Origin of the sequence: Pseudomonas poae RE*1-1-14, from assembly GCF_000336465.1 — a bacterium.
GTDB classification, from domain to species: Bacteria; Pseudomonadota; Gammaproteobacteria; order Pseudomonadales; family Pseudomonadaceae; genus Aquipseudomonas; species Aquipseudomonas poae.
Window position 1 is genome coordinate 2,081,242 of record NC_020209.1, and the last position, 13,174, is coordinate 2,094,415.

General features: G+C 60.9%; 10 protein-coding genes and 1 pseudogene. 4 read left to right on the top strand and 7 right to left on the bottom strand.

The window, feature by feature from the left end:
* Nucleotides 1-7 precede the first annotated feature (7 nt).
* Nucleotides 8-1,363 carry a methyl-accepting chemotaxis protein gene (locus H045_RS09130; RefSeq protein ID WP_003230606.1) on the bottom strand — a complete coding sequence of 452 codons (1,356 nt, stop codon included), beginning with the start codon at nucleotides 1,361-1,363 and terminating at the stop codon, nucleotides 8-10.
* Nucleotides 1,364-1,554: 191 nt separating this feature from the next.
* Here H045_RS09130 and H045_RS09135 point away from each other — a divergent pair, with 191 nt between their 5' ends.
* From H045_RS09135 to H045_RS09145, 3 genes are all read left to right on the top strand, one after another.
* Complete coding sequence (locus H045_RS09135; protein ID WP_015372164.1) at nucleotides 1,555-1,935, top strand: RidA family protein; 381 nt, start codon at nucleotides 1,555-1,557, stop codon at nucleotides 1,933-1,935.
* An 80-nt stretch (nucleotides 1,936-2,015) separates the two neighbouring features.
* Complete coding sequence (locus H045_RS09140; protein ID WP_015372165.1) at nucleotides 2,016-3,995, top strand: peptidase U32 family protein; 1,980 nt, start codon at nucleotides 2,016-2,018, stop codon at nucleotides 3,993-3,995.
* 350 nt (nucleotides 3,996-4,345) lie between these two features.
* On the top strand, nucleotides 4,346-4,804 hold the full coding sequence (locus tag H045_RS09145) for an REP-associated tyrosine transposase (protein ID WP_015372166.1): 459 nt from the start codon (nucleotides 4,346-4,348) through the stop codon (nucleotides 4,802-4,804).
* 219 nt (nucleotides 4,805-5,023) lie between these two features.
* Here H045_RS09145 and xylB read toward each other — a convergent pair whose 3' ends face one another.
* Genes xylB through H045_RS09170 form a run of 5 tightly spaced genes read right to left on the bottom strand, consistent with a single transcriptional unit; the run spans nucleotide 5,024 to nucleotide 11,011 of the window.
* Nucleotides 5,024-6,508 carry a xylulokinase gene (xylB, locus tag H045_RS09150; RefSeq protein ID WP_015372167.1) on the bottom strand — a complete coding sequence of 495 codons (1,485 nt, stop codon included), beginning with the start codon at nucleotides 6,506-6,508 and terminating at the stop codon, nucleotides 5,024-5,026.
* Nucleotides 6,509-6,524: 16 nt separating this feature from the next.
* Complete coding sequence (locus H045_RS09155) at nucleotides 6,525-7,517, bottom strand: LacI family DNA-binding transcriptional regulator (protein ID WP_015372168.1); 993 nt, start codon at nucleotides 7,515-7,517, stop codon at nucleotides 6,525-6,527.
* A gap of 21 nt (nucleotides 7,518-7,538) precedes the next feature.
* Nucleotides 7,539-8,471 carry an ABC transporter substrate-binding protein gene (locus H045_RS09160; RefSeq protein ID WP_003230593.1) on the bottom strand — a complete coding sequence of 311 codons (933 nt, stop codon included), beginning with the start codon at nucleotides 8,469-8,471 and terminating at the stop codon, nucleotides 7,539-7,541.
* Nucleotides 8,472-8,505: 34 nt separating this feature from the next.
* Entirely contained in the window at nucleotides 8,506-9,486 is a 981-nt protein-coding gene (locus tag H045_RS09165; RefSeq protein ID WP_003230590.1) for an ABC transporter permease subunit, read from the bottom strand.
* Entirely contained in the window at nucleotides 9,479-11,011 is a 1,533-nt protein-coding gene (locus H045_RS09170; RefSeq protein ID WP_015372169.1) for a sugar ABC transporter ATP-binding protein, read from the bottom strand. The genes H045_RS09165 and H045_RS09170 overlap by 8 nt, the downstream gene beginning before the upstream one ends.
* Before the next feature lie 292 nt (nucleotides 11,012-11,303).
* Between H045_RS09170 and H045_RS09175 the strand changes: the two genes are divergently transcribed.
* Nucleotides 11,304-12,602 (top strand): acyltransferase family protein, encoded by a 1,299-nt coding sequence (locus H045_RS09175; protein WP_015372170.1) that lies wholly within the window; start codon nucleotides 11,304-11,306, stop codon nucleotides 12,600-12,602.
* Nucleotides 12,603-12,706: 104 nt separating this feature from the next.
* Here the strand turns inward: H045_RS09175 and H045_RS25065 are convergent.
* A pseudogene (locus H045_RS25065) lies at nucleotides 12,707-13,001 on the bottom strand (D-xylose ABC transporter ATP-binding protein); the annotation flags it as partial.
* Between the last annotated feature and the right edge of the window lie 173 nt (nucleotides 13,002-13,174).

Below are 13,174 nucleotides of genomic sequence, written 5' to 3' on the forward strand. Positions count from 1 at the left end.
CACGGTGTCAGCCCATCCAGCCAACGGCGGTCTTCGGAATCACTTCCGACTCATCCAGTTTCGAGGCAAACATGCTCACCGCCTGCACCGCGTCGCTGGTGCTGGTGCGGATTTGCAGGATCACCGAGCCGGCCTGGTCGGCCAGGTTGACGCCGCGTTGCGCGCCTTCCTGAGTGGCATTCATGCTGGAGACCGCGTCGCGGGTTTCCGAGAGGATCATGCCGATCATCTCGGCAATTTCGGCGGTGGAACGGCTGGTGCGCCCGGCCAGTTGCCGGACCTCGTCGGCCACCACTGCGAACCCACGACCCTGGTCGCCCGCCCTTGCAGCCTCGATGGCCGCGTTGAGCGCCAGCAGGTTGGTCTGGTCGGCAATCCCGCGAATGGTGTTGACGATGGCGGTGATCTGCTCGGAGCGCTCGCCCAACTGCCCCACCAGCTTGGCCGAGGCGCCGATGTTTTCGGCGATCCTCCGCATTTCCGTGGCGGTGTCGTGAATCACCTGGGTGCCGTGCTCGGCGAAGCGTTCGGTTTCGGACGAGATGTGGTAGGCCCGGGAGGCGCCGCGAGAGTCTTCCTCGAACTTCTCCACGCGCTCGGTGATGTCACTGGCGAACTTGACGATCTTGATCAGTTTGCCGTCGCTGTCGAACACCGGGTTGTAGCTGGCTTCCAGCCAGACGACGCGGCCATGTTTGCCCAGTCGCTTGAACTGCCCGGTGAAGAACTCGCCGTTGTTCAAGCGGCGCCAAAAGTCGGTGTACTCGTTGCTGTTGATCAACGCCGGTTCGCAGAACAGGCGGTGGTGCTTGCCCTTGAGCTCGGCCAGTGAGTAGCCCATCACGTTGAGAAAGTTCGGGTTGGCGTCCAGCACCTGCCCGCTGAGGTCGAACTCGATCACCGCCATGGCGCGGTCCAGCGCCACCAGTTTGCTGCGGGTGGCGGCTTCCTGCTCGACATTGGCGGTGACGTCCAGGGCGTATTTGACCACTTTGAGCACTTGGCCGCGTTCATCCAGCACCGGGTTGTAGCTCGCCTCCAGCCAGATCACCTTGCCGTTGGCATCCACGCGCTTGAAGGTGCCCGACACGAACTTGCCGGCCCTGAGGTCTTGCCAGAACGTGGCATAGGCCGGGCTGCCGGTGAGCGCCGGCAGGCAGAAATCACGGTGAGTCTTGCCGGCCAGTTGCGCAGCGCTGTAACCCAGGGTCTTGAGGAAGTTGTCGTTGGCGCGCAGCACCTTGCCGTTGAGGTCGAATTCGACCACGGCCATGGAGCGTTCGAGCGCAGCAATCAGTCCTTTGTACTCGGTGACTTCGGCCGTCCTGGCCGCCAGTTCTGTCTTGAGTGATTTGTTGAACATGACGTGCCCTCAGCGCGCGGATAATCAGTTATATCAATGCCGCTATCGGCCGCGGAATACGGGACTTTAAGCGGCAAAAATGTTTATTTATTGACGTCAAATTCCGCGCTTTTGCCGGTTGCTCAGGTTTGCCCCGGCGGCGCTTTTCAGGGACCATGGCGCCTCTGTTTTTTTGCCATCAAGAGGCGCCCATGGCCAATCACGACCTGACCTTCACCCCTGATCCCGACGCCGACTCGATTTCTTCCGACGTTATCGGCTTCAACGGCATCCTGATGTCCACCCAGATCCCGACCCACGCCGATGGCAGCCTGGAACTGGGCGACATCACCCTGCAAAGCGAATGCACGCTGCAAGCGCTGAAAGTCGCGCTGGAGAAAGCCGGCAGCTCGATGGACCGGGTGATGCACCTGACCATCTACCTTACCGACATGGCCGACCGCGCCGCCTTCAATGCGGTGTACACGCGTTTTTTTGCCAAACCGTGGCCGGTGCGTGCGGCGGTCGGCGTGGCTGAACTGGCCGTCAAAGGCATGCGCGTGGAAGTCACCGCGATGGCCGCCAAGGCCTGACAGCCCTGCGGTAGATGCCGGTCAGGCATTTCACGGCTACAATGCGCGCCTCAACCGTGACAAGCCTGACTAAAAAAACTATGTCCTTGCCCAAGCATCACCTTGAATTGCTCAGCCCGGCCCGCGATGTCGCCATCGCCCGCGAGGCTATCCTACATGGCGCCGACGCCATCTACATCGGCGGGCCAAGCTTCGGCGCCCGCCATAACGCCTGTAACGAGGTGAGCGATATCGCTCAATTGGTGGAGTTCGCCCATCGTTACCACGCGCGCGTCTTCACCACGATCAACACCATCCTGCATGACAACGAACTGGAACCTGCGCGCAAGCTGATCCATCAGCTCTACGATGCCGGCGTCGATGCGTTGATCGTGCAGGACCTGGGCGTCATGGAGCTGGACATCCCGCCCATCGAGCTGCACGCCAGTACCCAGACCGATATCCGCACGCTGGCCCGCGCCAAATTTCTCGATCAGGCCGGTTTCTCGCAACTGGTGCTGGCCCGCGAGCTGAACCTGCAGGAAATCCGCGCGATTGCCGACGAGACCGAAGCGGCCGTCGAGTTCTTCATCCACGGCGCCCTGTGCGTGGCATTCTCCGGGCAGTGCAATATCTCCCACGCGCAGAACGGCCGCAGCGCCAACCGTGGCGACTGCTCCCAGGCCTGCCGCCTGCCGTACACCTTGAAGGACGACCAGGGCCGCGTCGTGGCCTTTGAAAAGCACCTGCTGTCGATGAAAGACAACAACCAGAGCGCGAACATCCGCGCCCTGGTCGAAGCCGGCGTGCGCTCGTTCAAGATCGAAGGCCGCTACAAGGACATGGGCTACGTGAAGAACATCACCGCCTATTACCGCCAGCGCCTGGACGACGTGCTCGAAGACCGCACCGACCTGGCGCGCGCTTCCAGCGGGCGTACCGCGCATTTCTTCCTGCCCGATCCGGAAAAGACCTTTCACCGGGGCAGCACCGATTACTTTGTCAGCGACCGCAAGATCGACATCGGCGCCTTCGACACCCCGACCTTTACCGGCCTGCCAGTGGGCACGGTGGAAAAAGCCGGCAAGCGCGACTTGCAGGTAGTGACCCACGAGCCACTGTCCAACGGCGACGGGCTCAACGTGCTGATCAAACGTGAAGTGGTGGGGTTTCGCGCCAACATTGCCGAGCCCAAGGGCGAGTTCGAGGAAGACGGGCAGAAGCGCTACCGCTATCGCGTGGAGCCGAATGAAATGCCGGCCGGCCTGCATCAACTGCGCCCGCATCACCCGCTGAACCGCAACCTCGATCACAACTGGCAACAGGCTCTGCTCAAGACCTCGGCCGAACGCCGCATCGGCCTGGCCTGGGTCGCCCGCCTGCGCGAAGAGCAGCTTGAAGTCACGGCTACCAGTGAAGAAGGCATCAGCGCCAGCATCACCCTGCCCGGCCCGTTTGGCGTGGCCAACAAGCCGGAACAGGCGCTGGACACCCTGCGTGACCTGCTCGGCCAGCTTGGCACCACCGAGTACCACGCCACCGATATCGCGCTGGATGCACCGCAGGCGTTCTTCATCCCCAATTCGCAGCTCAAGGCGTTGCGCCGCGAAGTGATCGAAGCCCTGACGGCTGCCCGCGTTGCGGCGCACCCGCGCGGTGGGCGCAAGGCCGAGACCTCGCCGCCGCCGGTGTACCCGGATGCGCACTTGTCGTTCCTGGCTAACGTCTACAACCAGAAGGCTCGCGACTTCTATCACCGTCACGGCGTGAAGCTGATCGACGCCGCCTTTGAAGCCCATGAAGAAACCGGCGAAGTGCCCGTGATGATCACCAAGCACTGCCTGCGGTTCTCGTTCAACCTGTGCCCTAAACAGGCCAAGGGGGTGACGGGCGTGAAGACCAAGGTGGCGCCGATGCAGTTGATCCATGGTGATGAAGTGCTGACCTTGAAGTTCGACTGCAAACCGTGCGAGATGCATGTGGTGGGCAAGATCAAGGGGCACATCCTGGGGTTGCCGCAACCGGGCAGCGTGGTGGGGCATTTCAACCCGGAAAATATTATTTTCCAGGGTACTCACTAGCCAAAACGCTAACGCGCGGGCTTCTGTGGCGAGTGGGCTTGTTGTGGCGAGCGGGCTTGTCCCGCGTTGGGCTGCGCAGCAGCCCCAATAAAAACACCGAGGTCTGCCTGACAGATCGCGGTGTTTGGGTTTAGGGCCGCTTCGCGCCCCAACGCGGGGCAAGCCCGCTCGCCACAGGAAGCCCTCTCACCACAACAAGCCCTCTCACCACAGAAGTTCTCTCACCACAGGTAGCCCGCTCGCCACAAGGGTCTGGGTGTGGGTTGAAATATAGGGACACGGTAGTCAACGTCGTCGCTTCGAATGCGCTGCTAGCGTGGAGGTTTCTTATCCATGCAAGGAGCAACGGATTGTCTCTCCAACCAAACTCACACCTGCTGCGTCGCGGTCGCTACTCGGAGCCCGGACGTGCTTATCTTGTCACCGCCGTGGTGCATCAGCGCCTGCCTCTGTTTCGGAACTTTCGGTTGGGCCTGTTATTGGTTAACGAATTCAAAAGAGCCCATGAAACGGGCCGCGTTAATTCGTTGGCGTGGGTGGTCATGCCGGATCACTTTCATTGGCTGTTCAACCTCAACGACTCAACGCTTGCCGATGTAATGCGAGCGACGAAGTCTCGCAGCACCTTGAGTATTAATCGAGCCCGCTGCAGCCGGGAACGGTTCTGGCAACGTGGTTACCACGATAGAGCGGTAAGAGCGGAGGAAGATATTCGCAGAATGGCGCGCTACATCATTGCCAACCCTTTACGGGCGGGGCTGGTTGAGCATATTGGTGATTATTCGTTATGGGATGCTGCCTGGTTGTGACACACGGTATCTGTGGGGCAGGACATTTCTGTGGCGAGCGGCCGTTCAGTTAAGCGCAGATTCCCTGTGGCGAGCAGGCTTGTCCTGCGTTGGGCTGCGTAGCAGCCCCAAAACCAGGCGCTGAGCCGGATCAGGTACACCGCGTTTTGCTGGATTGGGGGCGCTTCGCACCCCAACGCGGGGCAAGCCCGCTCGCCACAATAAGCCCACACATTCTCCTTAACTGAACGGCATTGGGGCAAGCCCGCTCGCCACAGATTTGGCTGCGGCCAGCAGGCCCTGAAATTTGGCATGGCGCGCTTCAAGCACCGGTTGCTGTGCCGGGTCGGGCGAGTAGCGCGCCTTGACCGGCATCCCCGCCGCCAGCAACTGCGCACCCTGCCCCATCGCCAGGAAGCCCAGCTTCGCCGCGCCGATGCAGGCGCTCAGTTCGCTGCCGTGCAGGGTGAACACCTCGCGCTGGAGGATGTTGGCCAGCAACTGCGCCCAATATTCGCTGCGTGCGCCCCCGCCGACCAGCGCAAAGGCGGTGACCTTGGCACCGCTCGACTGCACCGCGCGCCAGGCGTCGAGCAGGCCGAAGCCCACGCCTTCCATCACTGCGTAGCCGAGCATGGCAGGCGTGCAATCATGCCCCAGGCCCATGAAACCACCGCGCAGCAGCGGGTCGTTGTGGGGGGTGCGCTCACCGGCGAGGTACGGCAAAAATAACGGTGTGCTCAGCGGCACAGTTTGTGAAATGGGCAGTTGCGCCTGCACCAGGTCCAGCAACGTGTGCTCATCGGCGGTGCCCGTGAGCCGTGTGACCCAGCGCAAACAACTGGCTCCCGCGAGCATCGCGCCCATGGTGTACCAGCGGTTGGGCAGTGCATGGCAAAAGCTGTGCACGGCGCTGGCCGGGTTGCCGGCGGCGTGGTCGGTGATGGCGACGATCGCCGCGCTGGTGCCCAGAGTGATGAAACCGTCACCGGCGTTGATCGCACCGATGCCCACCGCGGCCACCGGGTTGTCGCCGCCGCCGCCCGCGATTACCACACTGGCGGACAAGCCCAGCCCTTGCGCGGTCAGTAAGGCGCTCGCCGCGCCGCCCTCCACCAGCCGGGGCATTTGTTCAGGCGCAAGGCCCGTGGCGTGCAGCATGGGGCTGAACCATTCGCGCTGCGCCACGTCCAGCCACAGCGTACCGGCGGCGTCGGACATCTCGCTGATGCGCTCGCCACACAGGCACAGGCGCAGGTAATCCTTGGGCGACAGCACGCAATCAATCGCCTTGAACACCTCGGGTTCGTGGCGTTGCAGCCACAGCAGTTTCGGCGCAGTGAGCCCGGCCATCGGCAGGCTGCCGGTGATGTCGGCAAAGCTGGCGCCCAGTTGCTCGGCCTCGGCCACGGCACGCGAATCGTCCCACAGGATCGCCGGGTACAACACGCGGTTGTCGTCCCCCAGCAAGACCGCGCCGTGCATCTGCCCCGACAGGCCGATGCAGGCCACGCGGCTGTATGCCTCATGGGCGCGCAAGCTGGCCAGCGCCTGCAAGCAGGCCTGCCACCAGTCTTGCGGGGCCTGCTCGGACCAGCCGCTATAACGCCGCGACACGCTCAAGCGCACGCCTGTTTGAGCCAGCACGTTGCCCACTGCGTCCATGAGGACGGCTTTGAGTTCCGATGTACCCAGGTCGATACCGAGAGAAACAGGACTGCTCATACGCGTGTGATTCCAATCAATGACAGCCACATGAATTGCGCACCTGCAGGTTCGGCGTCAGGCGCACGCTTTGCGCCGGCGCGCCTGGCGTGGCCATGCGTTGCAGCAACAGGTTGACCGCGCGCGTGCCCAGCGCCTGCACGGGCTGGGCGATCAAGGTCAGGCGCGGCACGAAAAAATCCGCCCAGTCAAAATCGTCGAAGCCCACCAGCGCCATTTGCGTCGGCACTTCCAGCCCGGCGTCACGCAGGGCATGCATGGCGCCCAGGGTCATCAGGTTATTGCCGGCCATGATGGCCGTGGGCGGTGCGTCCAGAGCGAGCAGTTGCACGGTCGCCCGCCGCGCCGGCTCGGTGTTCGAGCCGCCGTTGACCAGCAGTTGCGGATCAAATGGCAACCCCGCTGCCTGCAAGGCCGCCTTGTAGCCTTCGACACGTTCATCGGTGGTGCTGAATCCCGGACGCCCGGCGATAAAGCCGATGCGACGGTGGCCGTGTTCGATCAAGTGGGCAATCAGCCCCTGGGTGGCCTCGGTGTTTTCCACGCCGATCTGGTCAAACTGACCGCTCATCATGCGGTCCACCAGCACCGCCGGAATCCGATTGGCACTCAGGTACTCCAGGGCCATCGAGCCGTTCGAGGGCGCCAGCACAATGCCGTCGACCCGTCGATGGTGCAACGCCGTGATCACCCGCAGCTCCTGCTCCGGGTCATCGTGGGTGTCGACGAACAGCATCATGAAGCCATGCTTGGCGCACTCGGTTTCAATCGCGTGCACCGTTTCGCTGAAGTAATGGTTGGACAGCGCCGAAATCGCCACACCGATGGTGCTGGTGCTCGACCGCGCGAGGGAGCGCGCCAGGGTGTTGGGAATGTAGCCCAACGCCTGGATCGCCCGCTGCACGGCCAGCACCGTGGCCGGGCTGACCTTGCGGGTGCCGTTGAGCACATGGGAAACGGTCGAGGTCGACACGCCTGCCTTGCTTGCGACGTCATCCATGGTGACCACGGCGCGGCTCCCCTCAACCGATCAACGTTTGCTCGACCAGCCGCTGTAGCTGCCGACATTGTCACGGGTGATCAACTTGGGCGTGAGCTGGGTGATCGCTTCGGCCGGGGCTTTGTCGTTGAGCAGGTCATTGCCCACGTTCACGGCGGTTTGCGCCATGGCCCACGGGTCCTGGCTCGCAGACGCCTGAATCTGGGTGTCGGTCTTCAGTGCGTTCTCGATATCGGGCGCGCCGTCCACCGAGGTAATCACGATGCCGCTGCGTTTGAGCTGTTTGGCCGCCAGGTCACTGCCGATGGCTTGCGGGTCGTTGATCGCGAACAGGCCGTCGATTTTAGGGAAGCGCGTGAGGTAGCCCTGCATCGCGTTCAGCCCGCCTTCGCGCGAGCCCTTGCCGTCCTGGTCGTCGGACAGCACCTTCATGTCCGGCGCGCCGGCCAGTGCCGCTTTGCAGCCTTTGACACGGTCAGTCACGGCGGTGACCTGCGGGCCGTTCTGGATGATCACGTTGCCCTTGCCGCCGAGCTTGTCCACTAGGAACTGGCAGGCCAGCTTGCCGGCTTCGACGTTGTCGGTCTGCACCGTGGCGTTCACGCCCTTGGCGTCCACATCCACCGCCACCACCACGATCCCGGCGTCACGTGCTTTTTTGATCGCCGAGGCCATGGCGGAAGGGTCGACCGCATTGATCAGGATCAGGTCGACCTTGGATGAAATGAAATTGTCGATCTGCGAAAACTGTTTGCTCAGGTCATAGTCCGCCGACACCGAGGTGACCTTGACGTTGGGGTTGAGCTCCTTGGCGCGCGCGGTAGCGCCATCGGCCAGGGTCACGAAATACGGGTTGCCCAGCGAGCCCATGCTGATGCCGAGCGCTTTGAGCTCACGGGCTTCGACGGCTTGGGACATGAGGGCCGCCAGGGCCATAACGGGAAACAGGCGTTTGAGGTTCATACGGGTCTCTCTTGTGATTGTTGTGTGAGGAAACTCAGGTGCGCGCACCGGATTGGCGATAACGGTCCAGCGCGACCGCGCCGATGATCACGATGCCCTTGATGATGTACTGCCAGATGTCCGAGACCCCCAGCAATACCAAGCCGTTGGTCAACACGGCGATGATCAGCGCACCGATCAGAGTGCCGCCGATGGTGCCGACACCGCCGGTAAAGCTGGTGCCACCGAGGATCACTGCAGCAATCGCGTCCAGTTCATAGGATTGCCCCAGTTGCAGGCCGTTGGCGGCAAACAGGCGCGAGGCGCTCATCACCGCGCCGAGCCCGGCCAGTGCGCCGGACATGGCGTAGACGAACAGCAGCACCTTCCACACCTTGATCCCCGACAGCCGCGCCGCTTCAGGGTTGCCGCCCACCGAATAGATCTGCACGCCCATCACCGTGCGACGCAGGATGAACCACGACAACGCGACCACCGCGACGGCGATCACCACCAGCCAGGGCACGCCGAGGATTGAATCGTTGCCGATAAAAGCGAACGGCAGGTCCGGGTTGAACACGGTCTTGTCATCCGCCAGCAGGCGCGCCAGGCCACGCATGGCGGTGAGCGCGCCAAGGGTGACGATAAACGGCGGCAGACGCATGAAGGCGATCAACCCGCCGTTGACCAGGCCCAGCAGCAGGCCAAAGCCTACGCCTGCAGCGATACCGAACATGCCGAACTGCGGCGACATTGAGGCCTGCAAGGCCACCACGGCGGACGCCGCGAGGATCGCGCCCACCGACAGGTCGATGCCCGCCGTGAGGATCACAAAGGTCATGCCCGCCGCCAGCACCACGTTGACCGAAGCCTGCTGGGTGATGATCGAGAGATTCTGCATGGTCAGAAAGTTTTCGCTGGCCAGGGCAAAGCCCACCAGCAGCAGGACCAGCACCGGCAGCATGCCGACGGTGCGCATCAGTTCGCGAACCCGTTCTGCCTTGCCTGTTGTTGTCGCGACATTCACTTCAGCCATGGGCCACCACCTGATCGCCACCGGTGGCGAGGTCAATAATACGTTCCTGGGAGATGGCGTGGCCGGAGGCCCCGCCGACTTCAGCCACCAACTGGCCTTCGCGCATGATCAGCACGCGGTCGCAGGTGCCGATGATTTCCGGCAATTCGCTGGAAATGACCACGATGCCGACGCCGGCCTGGGCCAGTTGATTGATGATGCGGTAGATCTCGGACTTGGAGCCGATGTCGACGCCTCGGGTGGGTTCGTCGAGGATCAGCACATGGGGCTTGACCTCCAGCAGCCGTGCCAGCAGCACCTTTTGCTGGTTGCCGCCGGACAGCGAGCCCACGCTGACCTTGCCCGACGCCACGCGAATCGACAGCGATTTGATCGCGTCATTCGCGCGTTGCGAGGCGTGCGTACGGTCGAGTACGCCGCCGGCATGGGCATCCGGCACGCAGGCGCACACGTTGATGTTGTCGGCCACGCTCATGTCCAGGAACAGGCCCTGAGCCTTGCGGTCCTCGGTGAGGTAGACCACGCCTGCGCGAATCGCGTCCGCCGGATTGCGCAGCTGGGTGACGGTCTTGCCCACCACTTCCAGGGTGCCGCTGGTGCGCGGGTCGGCGGCGAAGATCAGCCGCGCCAGCTCGGTGCGCCCTGCCCCCACCAGCCCGGCGATGCCCAGCACTTCGCCGGCGTGCAGGTCGAAACTGCACTGGCGCACACGCTTGCCATCAGCCATGTCACGCACGCGCATCACCACGTTGCCAGGGTTGTAGGCCGCGTGTTCCTTCTTGTAGAAGCCGGACAAATCGCGGCCCACCATCATCTTCACCAGCACCTCGGCCGACAGCGCGTCGCGGGTCAGCTCGCCGATGTACTGACCGTCGCGCAGCACCGAGACGCGGTCCGACAGCTCGTAGATCTCGGCCATGCGATGGCTGATATAGATGATCGCCAAGCCCTGGCTGCGCAGATGCTTGATCAACGCAAACAGGCGGTCAGTCTCGCGGGACGATAACGGCGTGGTGGGCTCGTCCATCACCAGGATCCTGGCATGGGCATGCAGCGCCCGGGCGATCTCCACCAACTGACGCTCGGCAATCGACAGGCTGCTGACCGGCGTGGCTGGCGTGAACTCGGCACCCAGGCGCTGCAGCACGTCGACACAGCCGGCCTGCATGCCTTTGCGGTCAATGGTCCAGCCACGGCGCAGTTCACGGCCCAGGTAAATGTTCTCGGCCACGCTCAGGTTCGGGCACAGGCTCAGTTCCTGATAGATCACAGCAATGCCGAGGGCTTTGGCGGTGGCGGGGGTAAAGGTGGGGACGGACTGGCCGTCGATGCGGATTTCACCGCCGGGATCGGCCTGATAAGCGCCGGAAAGGATCTTCATCAAGGTGGATTTGCCGGCGCCGTTCTCACCCATCAAGGCATGAATTTCGCCGGGGAAGACCTTCAGGCCGACACTTTTGAGCACGCGCAAACCGTTGAAGGTTTTGCTGATGCCCTGCATCTCAAGCAAGGGTTCAAGGCTCATTGATGAGCTCCTGGATTTATTATTTTTGTAATCAAGTGAGACCGACTGTAGTCAGATACATTTGCTTACGCAAGCGCTTGCGTGTGCATTTTGTCGGGAGGTTAAACGTTTCATCAGCGAGGTTTTGCTTGTTTTTGATCCGTTGAATTCAGTTCTGACCACTGGATCTGGATTCGGATTCGTCTCGGCTGTTTCGATGGCTGCGATTGCAATACCTCTATACACTGCCGGGCTACGCAAGGCGGGCCCTGGAACGATTCCAGTCTGGATACCACAGGACGAAAACAGCGAAATGATCGCACAGAATAAAAGTCAGTATATTTCAATTCAAATGGTGCGCGGCATTGCCGCTTTACTTGTTGTTCTGTTTCACTCTCACATCGCAATAGACATGATGCCGGCCGGGTACAAAGTTGATATACCCTTCGTCTACACCCGTGGGCATTGGGCGATTTATCTATTCTTTGTAGTCAGCGGCTTTATTATTACTCACGTCACATCCGGAGAAAAATTCAAGCTCTTTCCGTTTTTAGGCAAGCGAATTATCAGAATCTATCCTATATGGTGGCTTTCCTTTGTTTTTGCGTTAATAGGTGTATATGTATTTAACGTCTCTTTTTCATACGGAACCCCACTTGATACAGCATCTTATATCAATTCGCTATTATTATTACCCAGCACAATAAAACCCATAAATTCAGTGGGCTGGACGCTAATTTTTGAAATGTTGTTCTACTTCGTCTCGGCCTTGGTTCTGATTCGCTACAGCCACAGGATGTTGATGCTGACCCTTCTGCTGCTGTTCGGTATCGGCGCCGTCCTGTATTCCATTTCTCCAAACCATCCCTGGCTCATCAACGCAGTGGGGCACCATTTGTTTTCGCCGTTTCAACTGCTATTTGCGGCAGGAATAGCGCTCTACCTTTATCAACAAAAGCTGGCATGGATTCATCCAGCAGCAGGTTTCGCTCTTTCAGTTGCCACGGTCGCAGGAATCATTAATGCGCCATCAGCAACACTGGGCTCGGGTGAACTGTACTTTATTGTTCTCGGTGTTGCGCTGGCATCCAGCCTCTTGATAGTTGCTTTATTGAATGCTGAAAGACGCGGCTGGTTGCACAGTACAAACAAAGGCATTGCAATCCCGGTGTCCATGCTGAACAGCGCGGGTAACTGCTCATTCAGCCTCTACCTGTTCCACTGGGGGATTTTTACTATAGTAGGCTCTAAAGCCACCCAAGCCTATCTGCAGCTACCGGCATGGACTGCAGAGCTGTGGCGATTTGGCTGGATCGCCATTTCCATTGCTGTAGCAATGTTCATGTACCGATTCTTCGAAGCGCCGATTTCTCGCCATGGTGGTCGGGTTATCCGCCGCCTCAGCGCACCGCAGGGCCCAGCCCTTCCCGCCGACCCCAGGGAATGGACGACTCAGCACAAGGTGGCGCTTGTGATTGAGATTCTGAGTCAGAAGATAACGATTAAACAGGCTTGTGAAACTTTCAACCTGGAGCTCAAGCAAGTTGAGCAATGGCTGGGCGCAGCCCAAAAAGGCATGGAGGGGGCTTTTCAGCCGATCCCACTGGATTAGTCATCTCGAGAATAAGTGGACCTGAGTATTTGGCGGCGTACCGTAACCGGACGCCGCGCTCTTTTTTGTGATCGTATTGCCCCCCCCCCCCCCCTCCACGCGCTGCTGGTGCGCGGGTCCGCAGCGCAGATCAGCCGCGTTAGCTCGGTGTGCCCTGCCCACGCTAACCCAGCGGTGCCCACCACTTCACCAGCGCCAGGCCGACAGCGCCTCGCGGGTCAACTCACCGGTGTACTGGCTGTCGCGCAGCACCGACATGCGGTCCGACAGCTCGTGGAGCTCGGCCATGCGATGGCTGATATAGATGATCACCAGGCACTGGCTGCGCAGTTACTTGATTAACACAAACAGAAGGTCGCTCCCGCGGGAGGATGAAGGCGTGGCTAAACAACTCATCACATAGCGTTGAAGCGAACATGCCGTGCGGAAGTCACCTTTTCCGGATAGGAGGTTTAAAGTTTCCAACTTTGAGTCGATAGCCTTTTGACATCCATTATTTGAAAGCAGGACTCTCGCATGCGCCTTAGAAATATTAATTTAGCTCCACGAGCTGCCCTGTTTTTTGCTTCGAT